This is a genomic window from Luteimonas terrae (genome assembly GCF_004358165.1).
GTDB lineage: Bacteria > Pseudomonadota > Gammaproteobacteria > Xanthomonadales > Xanthomonadaceae > Luteimonas > Luteimonas terrae.
In genome coordinates, this window is the sequence record NZ_SMTG01000004.1 from 556,225 (window position 1) to 581,008 (window position 24,784).

Genomic DNA, 24,784 nt, shown 5'->3' on the forward strand with positions numbered 1-24,784 from the left:
CGCCTGAGTACCCCCCGGCGCCTGCAGGCCGGCCATGCCGGCTGGGGCTGGCTGTGGTCCTGGCTGCCCGGTGCAACCCCCGCCCGCGGCGTGCCGGACACGGTCGAATCGCGCTTTTCGGGAGACAAAATCCCATGAAAGGGACAATCCGGCCGCCGCTGGTAATTGTCGGCGCCACCGGGATGGTCGGCGGCCGCGTGCTGGCGCAGGCGCTGGCCGCCGGACGCCGGGTGATCGCGGTGGCCAATGAGCCCGAGGCGCTGGCGCAGCTGCAGGCCCGGCACGGCAGCGCGCTGACGACGCTGGTCGCCAACGTGCGCACCGATGCCGACGCCGCCGATCTGGCGCTGCGTCTGCGCGCCCTGCCGGGCCCGGCACCGGCTTCGGTGATCGCAGCGATCCGCGGCGAGATCGGCAGCCGACGCGTGCTCGATGCCCCGGCGGACTTCCTGCGTCGCCGTCTCGACGAGGACCTGTTGCCGCATCTGTCGATCGCGCGTTATCTGCTGCCGCTGCTCGCCACGCAGCCGCGCGCCGGCTACGTGCTGGTCGGCGGCCCGGGTGCGGACCAGCCGTGGTCGGGCTACGGCCACCACTCGATCGGCGCGGCCGCGCTGCGGATGCTGGCGCGCGTGCTGCACGAGGAAGCCCGCACGCTGCCGGTGCGCGTGCAGATGCTGGCCGTCGACTCGCCGGTGCGCAGCGCCGCGAATGCCGCCCACGCCTGCGCGCAATGGCCCGATGCCGACGCGATCGCCGATCACGCGCTGCGCCTGGTCGATGGCGCGGCCAATGCCGACGTCGCGCTGGTGCGTTTCCCGATCGGCGCCGCCGTGCGTCCGCCCGGTCTGTCCGACGACCTCGACGTCGGCCCCTGTCCGCCGACCTCCCGCCCCTCCGACGAAGCCGGCGCCCTGCTGCGCCGCCTCGCCGCCACCGCCTCTCCCCAGGAATCACGTCCATGATCCGTTCGACCCTCACCCCGCGCGCCTGGCGCGCCCTCGCCGCGACCGGCCTCGCCGCCGCGGTCGCCCTCGCCGTCGCCGGCTGCGACAGCCGCGCGCAGGATTCGGCCATGCCGCCACCGCCGGAAGTCGGCGTCGCGGCCGTGCTGTCGGAACCGGTGCAGGACTGGAACGACGCCACCGGCCGCGTGTCCGCGGTCGAGAGCGTCGAACTGCGCCCGCGCGTCAGCGGTTACGTGCAGCGCGTGGCCTACGCCGAAGGCGACGAGGTCGAGCAGGGCGACCTGCTGTTCGTCATCGACCCGCGCCCCTACCGCGCGGCGCTGCAGCGCGCGGAAGCCGAACTCGCCCGCGCCCGCGCCGATGCGCAACTCGCGACCACGCGCCACACGCGGGCGCAGTCGCTGGTCGAAGCCAGCGCGATCTCGCGCGACGACTTCGAAGCGCGCACCGCCGGTCGCGCCGAAGCCGATGCCGCGGTGCGCGCGGCGCAGGCCGCGGTCGAAACCGCCCGCCTCGATCTGTCGTTCACCGAAGTGCGTGCGCCGGTCGCCGGGCGCGCCGGTCGCGCGATGCTGACCACCGGCAATCTCGCCCAGGCCGACAGCTCGCTGCTGACCACCGTGGTCTCGCAGGATCCGGTACACGTCTATTTCGAGACCGACGAGCGCACCTTCCTGCGCCATCAGGCGATGGCCCGCGCCGGCACCCGCAGCAACGGCCAGAACGCGGTGCGCGTGGGTCTGGCCGATGAGACCGGCTACCCGCACGCGGGCACCGTCGACTTCCTCGACAACCAGGTCGACCCGACCACGGGCACGGTGCGCGCCCGCGCAGTGCTGCCCAATCCCGACCGTCGCTTCACCCCGGGCCTGTTCGCACGCGTGCAGCTGGAAGGCGCGGCCGCACGCCCGGCGATCCTCATCGACGACAAGGCGGTGATCACCGACCAGGACCGCAAGTTCGTCTACGTGGTCGGCGAGGGCAACACCGCGCAGCGTCGCGACATCGTGCCCGGCCGCATCGTCGAAGGTCTGCGCGTCGTCGAGTCGGGACTGGCCGCGGGCGACCGCGTGATCGTCAACGGCGTGCAGAAGGTCTTCATGCCGGGCATGCCCGTGGCACCGGCGGAGGTCGCGATGCGCGGCGGCAAGCCGGTCGACAAGGCGGTCGCGACGCGCTGAGCGGGTCTCGTCCGCGACGCGTGCCGTGAGCGCGCGTCACGGCCTGAATTCCCTGATCGTCATCCCCGCAGTTTTCGACAGACGCATGTCAGGTCAGTCGGGCCTGCAATGAATTTGTTCCGGGAGGCGAAAGACGCTGCATTCCCGCGTACGCGGGAATGACGGATTCGCTTGCCTTCGTTTCCCACTGCGGCCTCCGCGCCGCCCACAAGGATTTCCCCGTGGACTTCTCCCGCTTCTTCATCGACCGGCCGATCTTCGCCGCCGTGCTGTCGATCCTGATCTTCGCCGGTGGCCTGATCGCCATCCCGCTGCTGCCGATCGGTGAATACCCCGAGGTCGTGCCGCCGTCGGTGGTCGTGCGCACCGTGTATCCGGGCGCCAATCCGAAGGTGATCGCCGAAACCGTGGCGACGCCGCTCGAGGAGGCCATCAACGGCGTCGAGGACATGATGTATATCAAGTCCGTCGCCGGCTCCGACGGCGTGCTGCAGCTCACCGCCACCTTCAAGCCCGGCACCGATGCCGACGAAGCCGCGGTGCGCGTGCAGAACCGCGTGGCACAGGCGCAGGCGCGTCTGCCCGAAGACGTGCGCCGGCAGGGCGTGACCACGCAGAAGCAGTCGCCGGTGTTCCTGATGGTGGTGCATCTGACGTCCAGCGACGGCCGCTACGACTCGCTGTACCTGCGCAACTACATGCGCCTGCACGTCAAGGACGAGATCGCGAAGATCTCCGGCGTCGGCGATGCGCAGGTGTTCGGCGGTGGCGACTACGCGATGCGTCTGTGGCTCGACCCCGACAAGATCGCCGCGCGCGGTATGACCGCCAGCGACGTGGTGTGCGCGGTGCGCGAGCAGAACGTGCAGGTCTCGGCCGGGCAGCTCGGCGCCGAACCCATGCCCAACGGCAGCGATTTCCTGCTGCCGATCAACGCCAAGGGTCGCCTGGAAACCGTCGAGGAGTTCGGCGACATCGTGCTGAAGTCCGGCGCCGACGGTGAGCTGGTGCGGCTGGCCGATGTGGCCCGCATCGAACTGGCCGCCGGCGACTACACATTGCGCGCACGCCTGGACGGCAAGAACGCTGCCGCGATCGGCGTCTTCCAGGCGCCGGGTGCGAACGCGCTCGAGATCCGCGATGGCGTCGTCGCGACGATGGAGCGTCTGCGGCCGTCGCTGCCGCCGGGGGTGGAGATCCAGTCGATCTACGACACCACGATCTTCGTGCGCGATTCGATCAAGTCGGTCGTGGTGACACTGATCGAGGCGACGCTGCTGGTGGTGCTGGTGGTGATCCTGTTCCTGCAGACCTGGCGCGCGTCGATCATTCCGCTGCTCGCGGTGCCGGTGTCGATCGTGGGCACGTTCGCGGTGCTGTACCTGCTGGGCTATTCGATCAACACGCTGACGCTGTTCGGACTGGTGCTGGCGATCGGCATCGTGGTGGACGATGCGATCGTGGTGGTGGAGAACGTCGAGCGGCACATCGAGCTGGGCGCATCGCCGCTCGAAGCGGCGCATCTGGCGATGCGCGAGGTATCCGGCCCGATCATCGCGATCGCGCTGGTGCTGTGCGCGGTGTTCGTGCCGATGGCGTTCCTGACCGGCGTGACCGGCCAGTTCTACAAGCAGTTCGCGGTGACCATCGCGATCTCGACGGTGATCTCGGCGATCAATTCGCTGACCCTCTCGCCGGCGCTCGCCGCCAAGCTGCTGCAGCCGCACGGCGCACCGAAGGATCGCCTGACGCGCATCATCGACCGCCTGTTCGGCTGGCTGTTCCGTCCGTTCAACCGCTTCTTCAATCGCAGTTCGCAGCGCTACGAGGGCGCGGTCTCGCGTTCGCTGGGCCGTCGCGGCGCGGTGTTCCTGGTGTACGCGGTGCTGCTGCTCGGCGCGGGGCTGATGTTCAAGGTGGTGCCGGCCGGCTTCATTCCGGTGCAGGACAAGCTGTACGTGATCGCCGGCGTGAAGATGCCCGAAGGCGCCTCGATCGAGCGCACCGACGCGGTGCTCAAGAAGATGGCCGCGCTCGCCAGCGAAGTGGACGGTGTCGCCAGCGAGATCGCCTTCCCCGGCCTCAACCCGCTGCAGTTCACCAATACGCCCAACAACGGCGTGATCTTTTTCACCCTCGATCCCTTCGATGCGCGCTCGCGCACCGCCGTGGAGATCACCGCCGAGCTCAACGCCAGGTTCTCGACGATCCAGGAAGGTTTCACGTTCGCCTTCATGCCGCCGCCGATCCAGGGCCTCGGCAACGGTTCGGGCTGGTCGCTGTTCGTCGAGGACCGCACGCGTCTGGGCTACGGCGAACTGCAGGCCGCGGTGCAGGCGTTCCAGGGCGCGGCGATGCAGACGCCGGGCCTGGGCTATCCGATCAGCAGCTACCAGGCCAACGTGCCGCAGCTCGATGCCGACGTGGATCGCGTCAAGGCCAAGGCGCAGGGCGTGCCGCTGACCGAACTGTTCGACACGCTGCAGACGTATCTCGGTTCGGCCTACGTCAACGACTTCAACATGTTCGGTCGCACCTGGCAGGTCATCGCCCAGGCCGACGGCCAGTTCCGCGACGAGGTCACCGACATCGCCAACCTGCGCACGCGCAATGCGGCGGGCGAGATGGTGCCGGTGGGTTCGATGGTCAATGTGCGCCAGACCTACGGCCCCGATCCGGTGATCCGCTTCAACGGTTATCCCGCGGCCGACCTGCTGGGCGATGCCGACCCGCGCGTGCTGTCCTCGGGCGAGGCCATGGCCAAGGTCACCGAACTCGCCGGGCAGGTGCTGCCGGCCGGCATGGGCATCGGCTGGAGCGATCTGAGCTATCAGCAATCGAACCAGAGCGGCGCGGCGATGGTGGTGTTCCCGCTCGCGGTGCTGCTGGCGTTCCTGGTGCTGGCGGCGCTGTACGAAAGCTGGTCGCTGCCGCTGGCGGTGATCCTGATCGTGCCGATGACGCTGCTGTCCGCCCTGTTCGGCGTGTGGCTGGCCGGTGGCGACAACAACGTGTTCGTGCAGGTGGGGCTGGTCGTGCTGATGGGCCTGGCGTGCAAGAACGCGATCCTGATCGTCGAGTTCGCCCGCGAGCTGGAAATGCAGGGCAAGGGCATCGTTGAATCCGCGCTGGAAGCCAGTCGCCTGCGTCTGCGCCCGATCGTCATGACGTCGGTGGCCTTCATCGCCGGCACCGTGCCGCTGGTGCTGTCGACAGGTGCAGGCGCGGAGGTGCGCTCGATCACCGGCGTCACCGTGTTCGCGGGCATGCTGGGCGTGACCCTGTTCGGCCTGTTCCTGACGCCGGTGTTCTACGTCGCGCTGCGCAAGCTCGCGAACGCGCCGGTGGTGTCGCACAAGCCGGTGACGCACACGTCGCCGACCGCCGGCTCGCATGCATGAGCCGCGCCATCGATCCGACACCGCAGTTCCGATTCGCTCCGCGACGCGCGTCCGCGCGCGGCCCCATCCCGCTGTCCCACATCCGGAGTCACGCATGAACGCTTCTTCCCGCATCGCCCTCGTCACCGGCGCCACCCGCGGCATCGGTCTGGAAACCGTGCGTCAGCTCAGCCAGGCCGGCGTGCACACGCTACTGGCCGGTCGCAATCGCGATCGCGCGGTCGAGGCCGCACTGAAGCTGCAGGCCGACGGTCTGCCGGTCGAGGCCATCGCGCTCGACGTCACCGACGCCGCGAGCATCGCGGCCGCGGTCAAGACCATCGAAGATCGTCACGGCCGTCTCGACATCCTCGTCAACAACGCCGGCATCCTCGCCGACGATCCGACCAGGGGCGCGGCCGGCCAGTCGCTCGAGACCTGGCGCACGACCTTCGAGACCAATGTGTTCGGCCTGATCGCGACCACGCAGGCGCTGCTGCCGCTGCTGCACAAGTCGAAGTCCGGTCGCATCGTCAACGTGTCCAGCCTCCTGGGCTCGATCAGCGAGCACCAGAATCCCGCGTCCTTCATCTACGACTTCAAGGGTGTGCCGGCCTACAACGTGTCCAAGAGCGCGGTGAATGCATGGACCGTGCATCTGGCGCACGTCCTCAAGGACAGCGGCATCAAGGTCAACACCATCCACCCGGGCTACGTGCGCACCGACATGAACAAGAATGGCGACGAGCAGAACGGAGAGCTCGAAGTCGCCGACGGCGCGAAGACCAGCGTGCGCCTCGCGCTGATCGACGATGCCGGCCCGACCGGCGGCTACTTCTATCTCGACGAGGTGCTGCCGTGGTGATGCGTCCCGTCCTCACGGTGCTGGCGACGGCGTTGCTTGCCGCCTGCGCCGTCGGCCCGGACCACGTGCGACCGACGGTCGCCGTGCCGGCGACCTTCGCCGATGTGGCTCCGCCGGATGCGACGGTGGCCTCGGCTGCACCAGCCGCTGCCGATGGTGCGTTCTGGCAGGCCTTCGGCGATCCGCAATTGAGCGCGCTGGTCGACGACACGCTGGCGGCGAACCACGATCTGCGCATCGCGCTGGCGCGCTACGACCGCGCGAATGCATTACTGCGTGGCGCGCGATTCGACCAGTTGCCGACCATCGACGCCAGCGCGCGCGGTGCCAGCAACCGTGCGAGTGCCGACCAGGCGCCCGGCGTGCCGCGTGATGCGCGCGACACCGACAGCTTCGAGGCCGGCATCGGCGCGAGCTGGGAACTCGACCTGTTCGGCCGCGTGCGACGCGGCGTCGAAGCCGGACGCGCCGACGTCGCCGCGAGCGCCGACGATCTGCGTGCATTGCAGGTCGCCATCGTCGGCGAGGTGGCGACGGCCTATCTCGATCTGCGCGGTCTGCAGGAACGTCTGCGCGTCGCGACCGAAAACGCCGGCAACCAGCAGCACACGCTGGCGCTGGTCGACGCGCGTCGCGAAGCCGGACAGGACAGCGACTTCGACGGCGCGCGTGCGTCCGCGCAGGCGGCGTCCACATCGGCGCGCATTCCGATGCTCGAAGCCGAGATCGCCGTCGCGACGCATCGCATCGCCGTGCTGACCGGCCGCACGCCGGACGCGCTGCGCCAGCAGCTCTCGGCCGCGCGTGCATTGCCGGACGTCCCGCGCACGATCGACCCCGGCACGCCGGCCGACATCCTGCGCGTGCGGCCCGATGTCTCGGCAGCGGAACATCGACTGCATTCCGTGACGGCGCGCGTTGGCGTCGCGACGGCGGACCTGTTCCCGCGGCTCACGCTGGGCGGCCTGATCGGCAGCCAGGCGGGCGATGTCGGCGCGCTGTTCGAACGCGACAGCGAGACGCGACTCGTCGCGCTGGGCATCGACTGGTCGTTCCTCGACATCGGCCGTGTGCGTGCACGCATTGCCGCAGCCGATGCCGATGCCTCGGCCGAACTCGCGCGCTACCAGCAGACCGTGCTGCGCGCACTCGAAGACACCGGCAATGCGCTGGTCCGTTTCGACCGCGCCCACGACGCCGATGTCGAGCTCGAACGCGCCGCCCTCGACAGCGCGCGTGCGGCCCGGTTGGCGCGCATGCGCTTCGAAGCCGGTGAGACCGGCCTGCTCGACGTGCTGGATGCCGAACGCACACAGCTCGATGCCGAGGATGCGTTCGCTTCGGGCCGCACGCGCACTGCGACCGGCGCGGTGGCCGTGTATCGCGCGATGGCCGGCGGCTGGCCGCAGACCCTGCCGGCGCGGGAAACCGCAGGCATTCGATAGCCCTGAAGCCCTCCCCCGTTCACGGGGGAGGGTTGGGTGGGGGCGAACCGGCAGATCGCATCGAACGCATCCCGCGCGAAATGCCGACGCGAGCGTCCCGACGCACCTAGAGTGCAGATCCCTCCATCACGGGCGCCGACTGCGCAGACGCACGCTCGGCAAATTCACGCGACTGCCGCTCCAGCACTTCGAAGCCGCTCTGCAGCCAGCTCTGCCCTGCACCACTGTCGATCTGCTCACGCATCAGACCCGACACGGCGATGCCGTCATCGCGCGACGCGGCCGACAGCAGCCCGTTCGCGAACGTCTGCGTCTCCAAGCCTTCGCTGCGGACCGGCACCACGCCCTGTACCGGTCCGATCGTCACCGGCCGCCATGGCACGCTCGCCGCCATCGTCTCGTTACGAGGCATCGCGTCGCGGCAGTCGATCTGGCACAGGGATGGTGGTGCCAGCAGATCCTGCATGCCGCGGGCACCGTTACGATCGTAGATGGAGGTGCGATGGAAGAACGCGTGCTCCTCCGAGCGATGGACGACGTACTGGTCCGGATCGTCCGGCAACGCACGCTTCTCCAGCGGCGAGGGCTGGATGAGCGCATTGATGTAATCGATCGCCAGATTCCCGGACAACACACCCAGACCGTCACGCCGATAGCCACCGCCGATGTCGGTATGCGCACCCGCCACCGAGACGTTGAGAAAGCGCCCGTCCGGCGTCGTGCCCGGATCGATGATCCAGGTGCCCTGGAACAAATTTCGACGATCGTGCAGTGCATTGATCTGGAAACCCGAGATGACCGATTCGGCGAGACGCCGATCGTGCTGGCGAGGAGCACCTGTGCCGACAGGATCGAGCAGGCCGACCGCCTGGACAACCGTTCCGGGTTCGCGCAGCGGCGGATTCGGATAGATCACTTCGCCGATGATCAGGCCGTCTGCGTTGCGTTTAGCGACAGCATTCGTGGGGTTCTGGATACCTCGTTCTTCGACGAGACGGGTGAAGCCCGCCGCCTGCTCAGCGCCTCGACTGAATCCAGTCGAGAGAATGCGGATATCGGCGTTTGGATTCTCATCCACCCACTTCTTTGCCTGCCTGACGAACTGCAGATACATATCCTCCAGGCGGGCGGCGTAGCTCCCGCCGTAAATCGCATCGGCGATTCCGCTGATGCCGCCTTGGGTGCCGGGACCCTCGACGTATCCTCTTCCAAGCGGTGTGTAACCCAGCTCTTGTTCGGTCTGCTCTGCACGCTGCCTGATCTGCTCGTCGATAAGGGCGATATTGGTCAGTTTGTCTGGATCGTCCTTGCTGTTCCCGGTGCCATCGAAGGACGCTACGAACAGGCGCTGATCCGTCCTGCCTTCATCAAGCAGCACTGGCGCAGTGAATTCCTCGAGTGCTTGCTGCGCAGCGTCGAAACTCGCGAGATGCTCGGCCGTCGCAGGATCGGCGCGCACACCGTCCGGTTGACGCAGTCCACCCATGCTCCACCTCCATATGGATGCAGATCAGTACGTCTTGCTCCAAGCCAGGACCAACTCGTCCTGAGAGTCGCTGTGCGGTCGGTCCGGAAACCTCGGCGCCTTCAACGAGATGAACGCCCGCATGTAGACACTGATCGTCCGATCATTGATCTCCATCACGATGTCCGGATTGATCGCCGGCGTGCGATCGGAGACCTCTTCCCGTGGCACGTCGTAGAGCACCAGCTCGTCTTTGAAGATCTCGCCGATATCGACTTGCGTTTCCAGCGGCGTGCCGTCACGGGACTTCCATCGCACGACGGCTGGCGGCGGAAAATTGCGGATCGAGATGTGGCCGCCTCGCGCGCTCTTGCGTGCGTTGGGATGAACATCCTCGAGCGCAGGACGCGGACCACCGGAATACGGCCGGTTGGCGTAGATCACCGTGTATTCCTGCACCGCATACGTCGCGATGCCGAAGTTGTGCCGCAGGAACCGGAGCGGGAATTCTGTCAGCGGGCCTTGTTGCGGAGCGGCGCTGGTGGGTTGCGGCTGATCGTGAGTCATCGCCATCCCCTGGCATCCTGTCGTGGTGAGTGTGGTGGCGACGAGTACGGCCGCGAGTCTGCGCGGCGACGTGTGGTGTCGATCCGGACGCCCGATCCGTTGGGCCATGGGTGTGCTTCCTGCGCTGGAACGGTTCCGCCCTGCGTCCCGGCACCATGCCGTTGGAGGGTGGCAGGTTCGGGCGGACGCGGGACGGATGCAGACAGGGTGACACGCCCGGTCTCCTTGGAGAATCGGGGGTTGCCGGAATGGGATGTGGGGATGCGCGGGTCGATGTTCTGAGCGCTCAAGCGAGGGCTGTTGGAATGCTCGCTTTGCAGAAACCTGCGAGCGGCGTTCCGTCTGCCGCATGCAGCTTCATCGACGCACCCGGGTGCAGACGGTTCGGTCGCACACGTCCATATCACTGCGAGCGTTGTGTTTGCCCCCACCCAACCCTCCCCCGCATGCGGGGGAGGACTCAAGCGTGATCCGCTCGCGACGCGGAACTCAGGCGCTGGTCACGTGCCGCGCGGCCCTCGACAGATCAACCGCCCAGCAGCACCCGATTCATGCGCTGCACGAACGCTGCCGGGTCCTGCAGGGGGGCGCCGGCGGCGATTTCGGCCTGTTCCAGCAGCAACGTGGCGAGGTCGATCGACTTCGCGTCGTCCGCTTCGTTTTCGATCCGCTGCAGCAGGGCGTGCTGCGGGTTGATCTCCAGCGTCGGCTTGCTCTCGGGCACGTCCTGGCCGGCTTCGCGCAGCAGGCGCGCGAGGTGTGGGGCCATTTCGTAGTCGGCGAGTGCGAGACACGAGGGTGAATCGGTCAGGCGCGCCGACACGCGCACGTCGCCCACGCGATCGCCCAGCAGGCCCTTGAGCTTCTTGACCAGCGGCGCGGCGGCGGTCGCGGCTTCGGCCTGCTTGGCCTTGTCCGCCTCGTCGAGCGGCAGCTCGCCCTTGGCGACGTTCTTCATCGACTTGCCGGCGTACTCGTGCAGGCTGCCGAGCATCCACTCGTCGATGCGGTCGAACATCAGCAGCACTTCGATGTCCTTCGCGCGGAAGGCCTCGAGCTGCGGGCTGCCGGCCGCGGCCTTGTAACCGTCGGCCGTGATGTACCAGATGGTGTCCTGGCCGACCGGCATGCGGCCGACGTAATCGTCCAGCGACACGGTCTGTGCGGCGCCGTCGCCCTTCGTCGAGGCGAAGCGCAGGATCTTCGCGATGCGCTCGCGGTTGGTCGGATCCTCGACGATGCCCTCTTTGAGCGTGTTGCCGAAGGCCTTGTAGAACGCGGCAAACTTGTCGGCGTCATCGCGCGCCAGCTTCTCGATCATGTCGAGCACGCGCTTCACGCAGGCGCCCTTGATGCGATCGAGCTGGCGGTTGTGCTGCAGCAGTTCACGGCTGACATTGAGCGGCAGGTCGTCGGCATCGACGACGCCGCGCACGAAGCGCAGGTAGTTCGGCAGCAGCTCTTCGGCGGCGTCCATGACGAACACGCGCTTGATGTAGAGCTTCAGACCCTTGCGCTCGTCGCGCCCGCCCATCATCAGGTCGAACGGCAGCTGCGACGGCAGGTACAGCAGCGTGGTGAAGCTCTGGCTGCCCTCGACGCGGTTGTGCGTCCACGTGGCCGCGTCGTTGAAATCGTGGCCGAGCGCCTTGTAGAAGTTCTGGTAGTCCTCGTCGCTGATGTCGGACTTGGATTTGGTCCACAGCGCGGAGGCATCGTTCGCGGTTTCCCATTCCGGCGCGGCGTCGACCGGGGCGTCCTCACCTTCGGCCGGTGCCGGCGCGTCCTTGGGCATGCGGATCGGAAACGCGACGTGGTCGGAATACTTGCGCACCAGCGAGCGCAGCTTCCAGCCGTCGAGGAATTCGTCTTCGTCCGCCTTCAGATGCAGGATCACCGTGGTGCCGCGCTCGAGCAGCGTGACGTCTTCGAGCGAGTACTCGCCGCGGCCGTCGCTTTCCCACTTGGTGCCGGCTTCGGGCGCGGCGCCCGCGTGGCGGGTCAGCACGGTCACGCGGTCGGCGACGACGAAGGCCGAATAGAAGCCCACGCCGAACTGGCCGATCAGGCGCGCATCGGCCTTCTGCTCGCCGCTCATCGCTTCGAGGAAGCGGCGCGTGCCGGAACTGGCAATGGTGCCGATGTTGGCGACCACGTCTTCGCGGGTCATGCCGATGCCGGTGTCGCGGATCGTCACCGTGCGCGCCGCCTTGTCCCAGCTCACGTCGATGTGCAGCTCGCCCGCGCCGGACAGCAGGTCCGGGTTGGCGATCGACTCGAAGCGCAGCTTGTCGCAGGCGTCGGAGGCGTTGGAGATCAGCTCGCGCAGGAAGATCTCCTTGTGCGAGTACAGGGAGTGCGTGACCAGGTGCAGCACCTGGGCGACTTCGGCTTCGAACTTGCGGGTCTCGGCGGTAGCGGTCATGACGGTCCGTGTGTGGCGTGATGCGGTAGGCCGCCGATATAGGTTCCCCAGGCCCCGAATCCAAGCGGCAGGACGCGGGTCGCGCAATCACGCTGCTGAATGCCGATGTGCAGCGATCGCGCTGCGAACGTGACGGTATGCGTCGTGCATACGCCTCGTCGTGAACCTTCGTTGAATCCGGCCGAAGATGCATGCACTGAATTGCGGAACCTCACGGCGGCGACACATTAACCGGATTTTCACTATCGCCGCCGGACGTCCGACAACGGATGTGGAACGGATCCGACACGCAAGACCGCCACCCACCCCTTGTCGAGGATCCACCTATGTCATCTGTCCGTCCGTCCGCGCGGCTGCGTCGCCGCGTGCTGGCCCTGTCGATCCCGCTCGCCCTGGCCGCGTCCGCGGTGCCGCTGCAGGCCAGCGCCCAGCAGGCCGACACCACCACGCTCGACCGCATCACGGTCACCGGCTCCAACATCCCGCGCACCGATACCGAGACCGCATCGCCGGTGCAGGTGATCTCCCGCGAGCAGATCGACCGCACCGGCAAGACCACGGTCGGCGAGTACCTGCAGAGCCTGTCGGTGGATGGCGCCGGCTCGGTGCCCAAGAGCTTCGGTAACGGCTTCGCCGGCGGCGGTTCGGCGATCTCGCTGCGTGGCCTCGGCGCTGGGTCCACGCTGGTGCTGCTCAACGGTCGCCGCATGGCACCGTTCGGCCTGGCCGACGACGGGCAGAAGGTGTTCACCGACCTCAGCACGATTCCGCTCGACGCCGTCGCGCGCATCGAGGTGCTGAAGGATGGCGCCTCGTCGATCTACGGTTCCGACGCGATTGCCGGCGTGGTCAACGTGATCCTGCGCAACGATTTCGAAGGCGCCATCGCCACCGTGTCCTACGGCTGGTCCGGCGACGGTGGCGGCGACCAGCCCAAGGCCTCGCTGACCGCCGGCACCGGCAGCATGAGCGAGGACGGCTACAACGCCTTCTTCAGCATCGAGGCGGCCAAGACCGATGCGATCCGCGTGCGCGACCGCCGCGGCCGCGACTGGATCGGCACCGGCGACACGCGCCCGTGGGGCTACGGCATCGGCACCAACCTGCCCGGCCGCATCACCGGCGGCGGCACCGGCGCGGGCGGTGGCCCGAGCGGCGCGATCGAGAATCCGAACACCGGCCTGTTCGAATCGCTGCCCGGCTGCGCCGCACTGTCGAACGTGACGCCGCAGGACCCGGCCGGTGGCTGCCTGTGGGACGTCGCGCAGTTCCGCGATCTCTCGCCCGAAGAGGAATACGTCAACTTCTTCTCACGCGCGGCATTCGCCGTCGGCGACACCGGCGAGCTGTACATGGAACTCAGCGGCGCCAACAAGAAGACCATCTTCCAGAACACGCCTTCGGGCGTGTCCGGTGCCTGGGGTTATCCGGGTGGCCCGGTCAACGCCAGCGATCCGGGGCCGGGCGCCACCGTGCTTGGCCCCAACCATCCGGACAATCCGTATCCCGGCACCGCCAACCGGCTGCGCTACACCGCCTTCGACGTCGGCCCGCGTGTGACCTACAACGACAGCCGCTTCGTGCGCCTGCTGCTCGGCTTCAAGGGCACGGCCGGTGCCTGGGATTACGACGTCGGCTATCTGCACTCGGGCACCGATCTGACCAACGAGCGCACGGGCTTCCTGCGCTACAGCCGGGTCAAGACCGCGCTGGAGGATCCGAACAGTCCTGTGGGTTACTGGCGTATCGGCGACAACGGCGGCCAGAACTCGCAGTCGCTGTACGACTACATCTCGCCGCGCATCACCGCCGCCGGCCGCACGCGCCTCGACATCTTCGATGCCAAGGTCACGCGCCCGCTGATGGACCTGTCGGGCGGCGCTCTCGGCCTCGCACTCGGTGCCGAGTACCGGCGCCAGTCGGTGTCGCTGACGCCGCAGAGCTTCACCGACCAGGGCGACATCATCGGCCTGGGCTATTCGGCCTATGGCGGAGTGGAGAAGGTCAGCAGCGCCTACGCCGAGTTGCAGGCACCCGTGCTCGACAGCCTGGAACTCACCGGCGCAGTGCGTGTGGACCATTACGACGGCGGCGACACCGCCACCACGCCGAAGTTCGGTGTGAAGTGGTCGCCGACGGATTGGCTGGCCGTGCGTGGCACCTACGCCGAAGGCTTCCGCGCGCCGAACCCGGCCGAGGCCGGTACCGGTGGTCTGGCCGCCTTCAGCACTGCGGTCGACCCGGTGCGTTGCGCCGCGCCTGGCAACGAACCGCAGGACTGCGACGCCGGGCCGATCGCGCTGATCACATCCCCGAATCCCGACCTCAAGCCCGAGGAGTCCAAGAGCACCACCGTCGGCATCGTGCTGTCGCCGTGGACCGGCGGCTCGCTGGCCGTCGATGCGTTCCGCATCAAGCGCACCGACGAGATCTTCGGCGGCAGCGCGGATGCGGCGATCGCGGCCGGCGGCGACAACGTCGTGCGCGGGACCAACGAGATTCCCGGCACGCCGGGGAGCGGTTCGATTCTCGCGGTGCTGGTCGGCTACGAGAACGCCTCGTCGACGACCGTCGAAGGCTTCGACGTCGACATGGAACAGCGCGTCGATCTGGGCGGCGCAGGCAGCCTGCGCTTCGATCTGCAGTTCACCCACATCAGCGCCTTCGAGCGCGAGGACGTCGACGGCACGGTCTACGAGTTCGCCGGCACCCACGGCAACTGCGACGTGACCAACTGCATCGGCACGCCGAAGAACAAGGCGAACTTCGGCGCGACCTGGGAGATGGACGCGTTCTCGGTCAGCAGCGTGGTGAACTGGCGCGACAGCATCCGCAACGTCACCGAAGCCGGCGACACCGAATGCGCGAACGGATTCGCCAACGGCGACGACGCGCCGCGCGGCTGCAAACTGGCCTCGTTCTACACCGTCGACCTGTCGGCACGCTGGATGCCGACCGAGCACTGGGAAGTGTTCGGCTCGGTCGCCAACCTCACCGACCGCGTCGCCCCACTCGACCCGCTGACCTACGGCGCCATCAACTACAACCCGATGGATTTCAGCGGCGCCATCGGCCGCTACTTCACGATCGGCGCGAAGTTCAAGTTCGACTGAGGCGCGGGCCGAATCGGCGAACGCGGATCGAATGCCCTCCCCCGCCTGCGGGGGAGGGGTGGGTGGGGGAGACCTTCAGGTCAACGATGCAATGATTCGAGCGACAGACACCATTCGGGCTCGATTGGAGCGTCCTCGAGTCACACGAACCCGATCCACTGCCGCAGTACCGCGCGCACCGCTTCCTCCCTTGCCTCCACTTCCGCAAGATTGGCGAACATCATCAAGGCGCGATCCGCTGCAGGCCAGCGCAGCAGTCCTTCCGGATCCTCGATCTGCAAACCGGCTTCCGGCAACGCGTGCGCCTTCGCGCCGAGATGCAGCACCAGCCCGATGCCGGTCTTCGCACGCAACTGCGTCGTCGCGAAATACTCGCGCGTGCGCCAACTCGGCGCATTCCACTTCACGCCCTCTGCGATCGTCGGATCGACACCCAGCACCAGCGCCCGCAGACGTTGCACGGCATCGGCGTGCGGGTGATCGAGACGGTCCATGTACGCATCCACGGCAGCCGAGGTGTCGTCGGGCGTGCTGTGCGGGACGCTCTTCGTCATGGTCGGACTCCTGTCGACGGCGCCCCACCCTATCGAAGCGGACGTCGCAGCGAATTCAAGATCCTGCGCTGTTCTCGCGCGCGACCGCGCTTGCGTTCTCCGCGCGCGGCCCCAGCGGCACGGGCGCCATCGTGCGGAACACGCCATCGCGTCGCACCCAGGCGTGGTACAGCGCCGCGGCCAGATGCAGCAGGACCACCGCGAACAGCGCGCGCGCCAGCCACGTGTGCGCCGCGCGCAGCGCGCTGTAGATCGCGGGATCGTGCGGCGCGATCGGCGGCAGGTGCAGATCGCCCCACAGCACGACGGGATTGCCGGCTGCCGACACCATCGCCCAGCCGATCAGCGGCATCGCGAACATCAGCACGTACAGCGCGATGTGCGAGGCGTGCGCGGCCGTGCGCTGCCAACGCGGGAGGTCGCGCGGCAGTTCGGGCGCGCGCCGCAGCAGGCGATGGATCGACCGCACGACCACCAGCACGAGCAGGGCGATGCCGATCGGCCGGTGCAGCATCAGCAGCGATGGACGCAGCGTCATCGAAGACACCATCGCCACGCCGACGAACAGCATCGCCAGGATCAGCACCGCCATGCTCCAGTGCAGCACGCGGGCGAAGGCGTCATGGCGATCGACGGGCATGCTCATCGCGCGGTCTCCGGCGGCGGCGTGCCATCCACATCGGCACCCCGCGCGACCTCGCGCTCGCGGCGGTCGAAGGATTCCGCATAGACTGCGGCGCGCGCGGCGAGGATGGGATCGTCCGACAGCGCCACGCCGGCGGGCACAACGGTGGGATCGAAGTTCAGATCGCGGCAGGGGCCGGTGGCCTGGTCCTGCGCCTGTGTCAGCACCACGGTACCGACGACGACCTGTTCGCGGTTTTCCGGCCATGGCGTGCTCGGATCGCTGGGGTTGTCGCCTTCGGCGGCGACGGTCGCGACCATGTCCCAGCGCAGCGGGCCGCGCGCCAGGCGTTCGCGCAGCTCGTCCTGCAGAGCATTGCCTTCGGCCGCCTCGCGCTGCGCAGGCGTCATCTCGACGAACGGCGCTTGCGGACGCATCGACCAGCGCACCATCTTTTCCGTGCCGTCATCGCCGACGAAGCGGTAGGCGTGGATGCCGTTGTATTGCGTATTGGCGAAGCTGTCGGACCACGGCGCGGACTTCGCCCACGCGGCGAAGCGCTGCGCCTCGGGATGCCGCGTGGCGAAAGCGGCCATGCGCTCGGGGTCGGGCTTGCCAGTGGCCGGGTCGGGTGCCGACGCACGCGTCTGTTCAAGAAAGGTCTCGATCGACGCCGCACCGAAGAACGGAAAGCTGTTCATCGCCATGCGCCACTCGCTGCCGTCAGCGCCCTGCAGCACCAGCGCCATGCTGCGCACGCGCGCCTGTGCGTCGAGGCCGTAGGGCGATCCGCCGCCGATCGAGAGCCGACCGAGCACCGGCGTCTGTGTCGCACGAAACACCGCAGCGCGGCTCAGCCGTGCGCCGTCCGCGTTGCCGTCGAAATGGCCGGCCACGCAGATGCCCTTGGCATGCGCGCGTCGGAAGCCGGGGTACGGCGTGGTCGACGTCGTCTCGATGGCATCGGTCATCACCGTCGGTGTGAGCCGGTCCGGGCTCAGCCAGCCGGCGGTCCAGGCGAACGCACCGCCCACGGCGGCGACGACGGCCGCGATGGCGATGTAGGCGCCGGTGCGGCGGCGGGGTGCAGATGGCGGCATAGGCGCGGCTCGTGGCGGAACGCCGCGAGCGTACGCCGGGGGCGCAACGGGCCGGGTGAAGGTGCGGCGTCGAATCCGGCCGGCGTTACTGCAGCTGGATCTGCGCTGCGTCGGTCACGCGCACATGCGTCTGGTAGTAGTACTTGCCCGAAAGCACACCCTCGGTCACGAAGTCGATACGCACCCGGCGCGCGGCCCCCCGCACCAGAATGCGCTGTCGATCGAGCGCGCGCGTCAACGGCGCACCCAGCCGCGCTTCGAGCTGACGCGCCGCCGCCTGGGACACGGCGACGGTGAGATTGCGCTGGTCGCGATAGTCGGCCTCGGAGTTGAGATACACCACGTGGCCCGTCGCGCCGACCGCCTTGACCTGCATCGCGAACACGCCGGCAACGCCGCGAGGCGCCGCGTCGGCCGCCAGCTGGATCGCCTGCGGCGGTTGCAGCCAGCGCGCCTGGTCGGCAGGCAAGCGGCTCGTACAGGCGGCGGCCATGACCGCGCACAGCAGCACGGTCGTCGTTTTCAGCAGCATCGGTCTTCCAAGCATGTGTCGAATCGTCCTGTCAGACGGACGCTATCGCGTCCCGGCGCGGATGACGCGCGCGTCTGCACCGTGGCTCAGGCGTCGCGCGCCGCGGCGCAGCTCTCGTGCAGCTCACCACCGGTGACATCGATGCGCCAGCTGTCGGGACCGAGCACTTCCACGATCAGGTGACCCGACTGCCCGAGCGTCACGCCCAGCGGCATGCGTGCGAAATCGAGCACCTCGATGTAGCGCTTGGCGCCGCGGTCGTCACGACGGCTGCCCGACCCTTCCACGATTTGCGTATCCCGCGTCCGCCCGCTCTCGGTGATGATGGTGCGCAGGCACACCTTGGGTGCATCCGCGCCGCCGGGCGCGGCAATCGAAGACGCGAGCAGAACCAGTGCGTACATACACAACCTCCTTGTTCGATCCGGACAGCATACGGGCGGATGTCCCGCCCGTATGCACGACGCGGACGATCAGGGCTGGTAGCAGCCGCCCTCGGGATCGACCTCGATCTGGATCAGCTCGCTGCCGCCACCGCCCCAGACATTGCCGCCGGTGAAGATCAGGCAGCCTTCGCCGCGGAACAGCGCCTGCAGGCGCGTCGCGTCGTTGCCGAAGTAGAACGGGATCCAGCGCTTGCCCGATTCGTAGGTATGGAAGCGGTCCGGCGCGCGGTCCAGCAGTTCCTGCACGTCCTGCATGCTCATGCCGATCTCGAGCTGCGCGAATTTGCTGCCCTCGGCGGGCGTGCCGACGATTTCGCCGGTAAAGGTGCCGTCCTTCGACTGGACTTCGCGGGTCTGTCCGTCGTTCGCAGCGGCCGTGCCGCCGACCAGTGTCGCCAGCGCCAGCGCGGCGCCCATTCCCCAATTGCGCATTGCAATCCCCTTGCACAGACGTCGCCGGGATGGCGACGGCGGGAGGATGCTAGCAGGCGCACAGCGCGTGATGGTGTCCCGCTCTCTCCAGACGGCCGTATAGCGCGGCGCTATGGGCGGAAGGTGATGGCGTACCCGTTGAAGAGACCATCGTTATCGTAGAGGTACAGCTGTCCAAGCAACAGGCGCGTGCCTCCCGACTGCCATCCGGTCGCCACGAGTCGCGCCCTGAGCGGTGGGCGCTCGAAGGTCACGATCATCAGATCGTCCTGGAACTGCACCGCGGAGGGCGTGGCGGTGAGCACCTGCGTCTGACCGTCCCCGAAGAACCGCTCGAATCGTACCGACAGGTTCTTGTCGATCTGCAGCGTGTCGAGCCGCGGTTCGCGGAACACCCGCCCGATCCGATCCATCAGGCCGCCGGAAGGAATCGCGTACCAGGTACCGACCACGCCGTCAGGGCCCAGCGTTCGAGACTCCGCTAGCGCGGCCGGCATCATCAGAAACAAAAGTACAAGCAGTACCGAATGCCGCATGCCAATGATCCTTTTGTATGTTAGGCGACGGACACCACAAACAGCTCGCGCCGCTGCGCATCTGCCGCAATGTGTTGAATTCGGTGGGTCGATCAGGGTTCGACCCGCGAATCCCAGCCGTCGTAGACCGCTGTTCTCCTAGGCAACCGATTCGAAGCTTCGCGGCCGACAGCGGTCCCACGCGTATGAGTAGAAACAGCGCCAACGACCAATGCACAAGTGAGCGTTGCAGTTCCGTCGCGTGTCGTGACTCCCAAATCGCGACCTCGGGGAGAATGCGAGCAGAGAGGCACAGTCATCTGCACCGCCCGGCCTGGGGGATCGCAACCAGACGGGCACCTACCAGGAATCCCAGGCCGAGGGCGCCGGGCAGCACGAAACTCCAATCCGGCGTGCTGCGGAAAGACGTGGCGACCACCAGACCGAAAGCGCCTGATAAGAACGACCATCCGGTGAGATGGATGCCTTCCGCCGGTCGATCGAAATCTAGAGGGTTCGCACGCCAGCTTGGAGCCTCCCAAGTCTTGTGGGCATGGATCACAGACATGAAGACAGAAGCGAAGGCGGCGAAGGCGAACATCACCAGCACGAAGTGCCATTCGGGCCGCTGGCTGAAGTCGTCATCCATCGCCGCGCGAATCGCGAGCCACATGGGTGCCGAGACGATTACGACCAAAAGCCGAAAGCGCAGCCAGAACGGGCGCGCGTCTGAATTTTCGGGTTCGATGCCGTGTCCTTGCATGCCGGCTGGTCAGCGCGAGGCCGCCTCCGCTTCGAAGCCCACCAGACTCTGCGCCGCCCCATTGCTGCGGCCGATGTGTTCCAACGCGAAGATGTCCACGCCTTCGATGCACGCCAGATTGAAGCCGTATTCGTTCGGGGCGCTGCGGCGCTGGTGGTGCGTGTAGATGCCGCAGATGCTGCAGAACCAGTGTCTGGCGATCTTCGTGTTCCACTGGTAGAGGCTCAGCACGTCGGCGCCGCGGACCACGCGCAGGCGGTCGAGCGTCACGCCGGCCATCACGGCGCCCTTGCGGCTGCAGATGGAGCAGTTGCAGCGACGGATGTTCTCGAAGCCGTCGATCAGATCGACTTCGAACGCGACGGCCTGGCAGTGGCAGGTTCCGGTGACGGTCTTCATGGCGCGTGCCTGTGCGGGGGAATCGCCATGATCCCACGCACAACCGGGCGGCGCCCGGGTTGCAGCCGAGCGCGACCGCCGCGGCCACCGGCGCTAGACTGCGCGCTCGGGAGACGGGGCGCCGCGGACCGGGAGCGGCGGGGGATGGATGCGCTGGGGCGTGGTGTGCGCGCTGCTGTGGGCGTTGGCTTGGAACGTGGAGGCCTGGGCGGCCCCCGCGGCGACGGTGCGCGTCTCCGCGCTGGCCGAAGGCCCGACACACGGCGACATCGCCGCGGTCCGCGCGGCAACCGGCTGGCACCCCACGGGCGCGGCCATCCGTCAGCGCGAGGCCGATCGCTGGTGGCGCATCGACGTCGATGCCGGCGCCGAGCCCACGCCCGGCACGTGGATCGTCTCCATCCGCGAGGCCTACGACGCGCAGCTGGTGCTCTATGCGCCGCCCGACTACCGGCCGCGGCGGCTGTCGACGTTCGATGCATCGTCGACACAGATCGGCTCGCGACACCGCCTCGCGCTCGATCTGCCGGCCGACGCGCTGCGCGCACCGGTGTTCGTGGAAGTGATCCGCGCACGCAACCAGCCGATGGGCGTCAGTGCCGAAACGCTGCAGACATACGTGCTGGCCGACAACGCGCGCGTGCGCTTCACCAGCGCGATCCTCAGCGCCGAGCTGCTGCTGGCGGTGGTCGCGGCGATCTTCGCGTTCGCGTTGCGCCGGTGGATGCTGCTGCTGTTCTGCGTCTGGGTGCTGTCGGTCGCGGTGTATCTGGTGGTGATGCGGGGCGAGATCGTGGCCCTGGCGCCGTGGTTTCCCGGCGATCTGGCGATGCGCGCCGCGGGGCTCGGCATCAGTCTCGGATTGCTGGCGGCGTACGCGTTTCTGTTCGTGCTGCTGCAGGTGCGTCGACGCTATCCGCGCGTCGCCCGGCTGTACCGCTACACGCTGGTCGCAACAGCCCTGCTGCTGGTCCTGATCCCCGTGGTGCCGGTGATGACCGTGGCGCCGTACCTGGTGAACGTGCTGCTGCTGGTGCTGGGCCTGCTCGCGCTCGGCACCGGGCTGGCGCGCGCGTTCGCTGGCGATCGCGAAGCGCTGTTCTTCCTGGCCGGCTGGGGTCTGGTGTCGATCGTGGCGATGGTGCGCGCGGTGTATTTCCTGCGCTTCGCCGGCACCCCGGAATGGTTGGAGCATCTGCATCCGCTGGCTGATGCTTTCGGCGCGCTGATCCTGGTGCTGGCGACCGCGCGTGCGGCGCGCTACGCCGAGCGCGAGATGGTGTCCGCGCGTCGCAGTGCCACCACCGATGCCCTGACCGGCCTGCCCAACCGGGCACTGCTCGACAGCGGCGCCGAGCGTCTGCTCGACGCGGCGCACGCGCGCGGCCATGCGCTCTCGGTGCTGTTCGTGGATCTCGACCACTTCAAGCAGGTCAACGACCGCTTCGGCCACGACGTCGGCGATGCCTGCCTGCATGCCATGGCCGGCATCCTGCGGCGCCACGTGCGCGCGAGCGATCTCGTCGCGCGCTACGGCGGCGAAGAGTTCGTGCTGGTGCTCGATGGGGCGGACGCCGCGGCCGCGCACCGGGTCGCACGCTCGCTGCGCGATGCCGTCGAGGGCGAGGGCCGTGACGTGGGCACGTGCGCGGTGGGCCTGACGGTGTCGATCGGCGTGGCGACGCTGCGGTCGGGCGACGAGGTCGCCGGCCTGTTCAAGCGCGCTGACGAGGCGCTCTACCGCGCCAAGCGCGACGGCCGCAATCGCATCGTCGCCGACACCCCGCGTCCGCTCGACGCGCAGCCGGAGCCCGCATGACCCCGTTCCTCGATCCCGCCGCGCTGCGCGCCGGCGACATCCTGCTGATGCGCGGCATCGGCCCGGTGTCCGAACTGATCGCCTGGTTCGGCGATTCCACCTACAGCCATGCGGCGGTGATGATCGACGACGCGCACTTCGTCGAAGCCGCTGCGCCGGTCTCGCGCCGCGTGGCGCTGGCCGACCGGCTCACACAGGGCGCGTACTACGATTTCATCGACGTGCTGCGCCCCACCGGCACGGATGGCGAGCCGCTCGACGACACCCAGCGCAGCGCGATCGCCAGCGACGCGCTCGGTTGCCTCGACGTGCCCTATCCGCTCGATGCGCTGTTGCAGATGGCGGTGTTCGCGACCCTGCGCAACCGCATCCCCGCCGATGCCGGCGTGCGCTGGCTGCTGCGCATGCTCGTCGAGCACCTGATCGCCGACGACCCGTCCCACATGGTCTGCAGCGAGCTGGTCTACCGCGCGTGCCTCGCCGCCGACCTGCCGCCTGCCGTCGTCGTCAGCGCACGGCTCGATCTGCCGTTCCCGGCGATCGACATCGCCGAACTCATCCGCGAATGGCGCGAGGCGCAGGGCAAGACGCATGGCGCGTTGGCGCTTCCGGCCCCGGCTGCAACTGGCATCGCAAGCGAGGAAGACCTGACCGAAGCGTTCGCGCGCCTGCGTGCGCCGATGCCGGCACTCGGCATGCCGCCAGTCGTGCGGCCCGTGCCGCGGGACGTGATGCCGGTGGATCTGGAAGCCAGCCCGCAGCTGCGACGCCTCGGACGCTTGCCGCTTCAGGGCTGAGGGCGCACGCCACGCTGCCGCGAGACGCTTGCGTCGATGGGAGCGCGACGGTCACGCAACGCATCGCAGACGGTGCGTGTCTCAGTCGCGGTCGCCCGCCATGTACTGGCCGTTCACGAGGATCTGCGCTTTGACGTTCAACAGCGCGACCACCCGCACCTCGATCAGATCACTCTTCGGATCGCCCTGCACCAGCCGCGCCGACAGCCACTTGGTCCACATCGGTGCGAACAGGCTGGAATTGCGGTCCCGGCAATCCCCGTCGATGTAGAGGCGGGTGCCGCCTGTCAGCGAATTGACGACGCGGATCTCGTGGTCGTGGACGCGGGTGCTCCATTCCTTCTGCAACATCTCGTACTCCGGCAGGGGGACTCGACGTGCACTGTTGCCGATGCGGCGTAAACGCACCAACAAGACAGCGAACGATCGACCAGGCGGGATGCGCGAGCCCTGTTCCGCGGCGAGGCGGTTACGCCGCTGCCTTCAGACCTGAAGCGCCTGCGTCACGCCGATCGCAAGCACGGCCGACAGCAGCCAGACCGCGCCACGCTTGAGCAAGGCGGTGTCCACGGCGCCTGGTGTCGCCGCGTGCCGATGGCCGAAGCCGACGACGAACGCGTGCGCCGGGAGCGCCACGAGCAGCAGGAAGGCGACGAGCAACAGCATGGTGTCGTTCGCCAGTCGTACCCAGAGCAGCGACATCGCCGCTCCGGCGACTAGACCTGTGAGCGCAGCCGTGATGGGCGAGGGCGATACCTTCAAGGTGACTGCACCATCGATGTTGGAGCCGGCAAGTCTAGGGGACGTGTCTTCTGGATCGCCAGCAGATGCGATGCGCACCTCGTCCGTCCTGACACTCGAATCAAGCCACGCAGCGAAGCAGCGTCGACAGGAACGGGTCGTCAGGACTCAAGCCGGAATGACATGCCCGATCCGCCAGAGCACGCCTGTCGGATCGATGAGTGTGAAGTCTCGGATGCCCCAAGGCCGATCGTCCGGCGGACTGGTCCGCACGGAGAACTTCTCAATGACGCCAGACGCCAGAGTCCACGACATTCCGATACCAGTCGTCTGCACTCGCGACCAGCATGTGCATCACGAAGTTGTTCGCGTGCGCCGGGTTGTAGAACTGCGACAGCAGGATGGCGGTCTTGCTGTGACGGAGTTCGGCGAGATCGTCCGACTCCATCGTCGCTTCGAAGCCGAGTGCCTTGTAGAAGTCCAAGGACTCCGCAAGATCACGCGCGGGTACGAAGGCTTTGATCTCTATCGTCTCTAGATTCACAACGTCGCTTCCCAATCCATGACGTCGAAGTTGGACCACTTCAGACAGAGCTTCAGGTCGCTAAGTGAATCTGACCCCGTTATCCGCTTTCTCGTGGTCTAACGCCTG

General features: G+C 67.8%; 23 protein-coding genes. 8 read left to right on the forward strand and 15 right to left on the reverse strand.

All coding sequences use genetic code 11. The features are described 5' to 3' along the window. Positions 1-134: 134 nt before the first annotated feature. The 5 genes from E2F49_RS11700 (at position 135) to E2F49_RS11720 (ending at position 7,839) form a co-directional block, all read left to right on the forward strand. Positions 135-965: an SDR family oxidoreductase gene (locus E2F49_RS11700; RefSeq protein ID WP_133394043.1), complete on the forward strand. Its 831-nt coding sequence runs from the start codon at positions 135-137 to the stop codon at positions 963-965. Beyond that, positions 962-2,149, forward strand: coding sequence for an efflux RND transporter periplasmic adaptor subunit (locus E2F49_RS11705; RefSeq protein WP_133394044.1), 1,188 nt, complete (start codon positions 962-964; stop codon positions 2,147-2,149). The genes E2F49_RS11700 and E2F49_RS11705 overlap by 4 nt, the downstream gene beginning before the upstream one ends. Before the next feature lie 221 nt (positions 2,150-2,370). Continuing rightward, positions 2,371-5,550: an efflux RND transporter permease subunit gene (locus tag E2F49_RS11710; protein ID WP_133394045.1), complete on the forward strand. Its 3,180-nt coding sequence runs from the start codon at positions 2,371-2,373 to the stop codon at positions 5,548-5,550. Between the two features lie 94 nt (positions 5,551-5,644). Next, positions 5,645-6,394 (forward strand): SDR family oxidoreductase, encoded by a 750-nt coding sequence (locus tag E2F49_RS11715; protein ID WP_133394046.1) that lies wholly within the window; start codon positions 5,645-5,647, stop codon positions 6,392-6,394. Further along, positions 6,394-7,839, forward strand: coding sequence for an efflux transporter outer membrane subunit (locus E2F49_RS11720; protein ID WP_133394047.1), 1,446 nt, complete (start codon positions 6,394-6,396; stop codon positions 7,837-7,839). The genes E2F49_RS11715 and E2F49_RS11720 overlap by 1 nt, the downstream gene beginning before the upstream one ends. Positions 7,840-7,945: 106 nt before the next feature. Here the strand turns inward: E2F49_RS11720 and E2F49_RS11725 are convergent, their stop codons facing one another. From E2F49_RS11725 to htpG, 3 genes are all read right to left on the reverse strand, one after another. Further along, complete coding sequence (locus tag E2F49_RS11725; RefSeq protein ID WP_133394048.1) at positions 7,946-9,325, reverse strand: phospholipase effector Tle1 domain-containing protein; 1,380 nt, start codon at positions 9,323-9,325, stop codon at positions 7,946-7,948. A gap of 24 nt (positions 9,326-9,349) precedes the next feature. Continuing rightward, entirely contained in the window at positions 9,350-9,979 is a 630-nt protein-coding gene (locus E2F49_RS11730) for a hypothetical protein (protein WP_133394049.1), read from the reverse strand. A gap of 418 nt (positions 9,980-10,397) precedes the next feature. Then, on the reverse strand, positions 10,398-12,296 hold the full coding sequence (gene htpG, locus E2F49_RS11735) for a molecular chaperone HtpG (protein WP_133394050.1): 1,899 nt from the start codon (positions 12,294-12,296) through the stop codon (positions 10,398-10,400). 326 nt (positions 12,297-12,622) lie between these two features. On the opposite strand from htpG, the gene E2F49_RS11740 reads away from it, so the two are divergent. After that, on the forward strand, positions 12,623-15,409 hold the full coding sequence (locus E2F49_RS11740; protein WP_133394051.1) for a TonB-dependent receptor: 2,787 nt from the start codon (positions 12,623-12,625) through the stop codon (positions 15,407-15,409). A gap of 140 nt (positions 15,410-15,549) precedes the next feature. On the opposite strand, the gene E2F49_RS11745 is transcribed toward E2F49_RS11740, so the two are convergent. The 9 genes from E2F49_RS11745 to E2F49_RS11785 form a co-directional block, all read right to left on the reverse strand. Next, positions 15,550-15,963, reverse strand: coding sequence for a DUF1801 domain-containing protein (locus E2F49_RS11745; RefSeq protein WP_165971223.1), 414 nt, complete (start codon positions 15,961-15,963; stop codon positions 15,550-15,552). 55 nt (positions 15,964-16,018) lie between these two features. Next, positions 16,019-16,609, reverse strand: a complete 591-nt coding sequence (locus tag E2F49_RS11750; protein ID WP_425481376.1) for a cytochrome b — start codon at positions 16,607-16,609, stop codon at positions 16,019-16,021. Beyond that, the gene (locus E2F49_RS11755) at positions 16,606-17,688 is read right to left on the reverse strand and encodes a catalase family peroxidase (RefSeq protein WP_133394053.1); all 1,083 of its coding nucleotides are present in this window, start codon (positions 17,686-17,688) and stop codon (positions 16,606-16,608) included. The genes E2F49_RS11750 and E2F49_RS11755 overlap by 4 nt, the downstream gene beginning before the upstream one ends. An 85-nt stretch (positions 17,689-17,773) precedes the next feature. Then, positions 17,774-18,220 (reverse strand): hypothetical protein, encoded by a 447-nt coding sequence (locus tag E2F49_RS11760; RefSeq protein ID WP_133394054.1) that lies wholly within the window; start codon positions 18,218-18,220, stop codon positions 17,774-17,776. An 86-nt stretch (positions 18,221-18,306) separates the two neighbouring features. Next, on the reverse strand, positions 18,307-18,624 hold the full coding sequence (locus E2F49_RS11765) for a hypothetical protein (protein WP_133394055.1): 318 nt from the start codon (positions 18,622-18,624) through the stop codon (positions 18,307-18,309). 69 nt (positions 18,625-18,693) lie between these two features. Beyond that, positions 18,694-19,098, reverse strand: a complete 405-nt coding sequence (locus E2F49_RS11770; protein WP_133394056.1) for a hypothetical protein — start codon at positions 19,096-19,098, stop codon at positions 18,694-18,696. Between the two features lie 110 nt (positions 19,099-19,208). Next, complete coding sequence (locus tag E2F49_RS11775) at positions 19,209-19,634, reverse strand: hypothetical protein (protein WP_133394057.1); 426 nt, start codon at positions 19,632-19,634, stop codon at positions 19,209-19,211. A gap of 295 nt (positions 19,635-19,929) precedes the next feature. Beyond that, entirely contained in the window at positions 19,930-20,376 is a 447-nt protein-coding gene (locus E2F49_RS11780) for a hypothetical protein (RefSeq protein WP_133394058.1), read from the reverse strand. Positions 20,377-20,385: 9 nt separating this feature from the next. Beyond that, on the reverse strand, positions 20,386-20,775 hold the full coding sequence (locus tag E2F49_RS11785) for a GFA family protein (protein WP_133394059.1): 390 nt from the start codon (positions 20,773-20,775) through the stop codon (positions 20,386-20,388). 148 nt (positions 20,776-20,923) lie between these two features. Here E2F49_RS11785 and E2F49_RS11790 point away from each other — a divergent pair, with 148 nt between their 5' ends. Together E2F49_RS11790 and E2F49_RS11795 are read left to right on the forward strand one after the other, a co-directional pair. Then, positions 20,924-22,594: a GGDEF domain-containing protein gene (locus E2F49_RS11790; protein WP_133394060.1), complete on the forward strand. Its 1,671-nt coding sequence runs from the start codon at positions 20,924-20,926 to the stop codon at positions 22,592-22,594. Beyond that, complete coding sequence (locus E2F49_RS11795) at positions 22,591-23,391, forward strand: C40 family peptidase (protein WP_133394061.1); 801 nt, start codon at positions 22,591-22,593, stop codon at positions 23,389-23,391. Before E2F49_RS11790 ends, E2F49_RS11795 begins: the two co-directional genes overlap by 4 nt. Positions 23,392-23,472: 81 nt before the next feature. Here E2F49_RS11795 and E2F49_RS11800 read toward each other — a convergent pair whose 3' ends face one another. The 3 genes from E2F49_RS11800 to E2F49_RS16645 all read right to left on the reverse strand — a co-directional run bounded on the left by E2F49_RS11800 (position 23,473) and on the right by E2F49_RS16645 (position 24,616). Continuing rightward, on the reverse strand, positions 23,473-23,742 hold the full coding sequence (locus E2F49_RS11800) for a hypothetical protein (RefSeq protein WP_133394062.1): 270 nt from the start codon (positions 23,740-23,742) through the stop codon (positions 23,473-23,475). Between the two features lie 132 nt (positions 23,743-23,874). After that, complete coding sequence (locus E2F49_RS11805; RefSeq protein WP_243713576.1) at positions 23,875-24,057, reverse strand: hypothetical protein; 183 nt, start codon at positions 24,055-24,057, stop codon at positions 23,875-23,877. 358 nt (positions 24,058-24,415) lie between these two features. Then, positions 24,416-24,616 (reverse strand): VOC family protein, encoded by a 201-nt coding sequence (locus E2F49_RS16645; RefSeq protein WP_243713577.1) that lies wholly within the window; start codon positions 24,614-24,616, stop codon positions 24,416-24,418. Positions 24,617-24,784 lie beyond the last annotated feature (168 nt).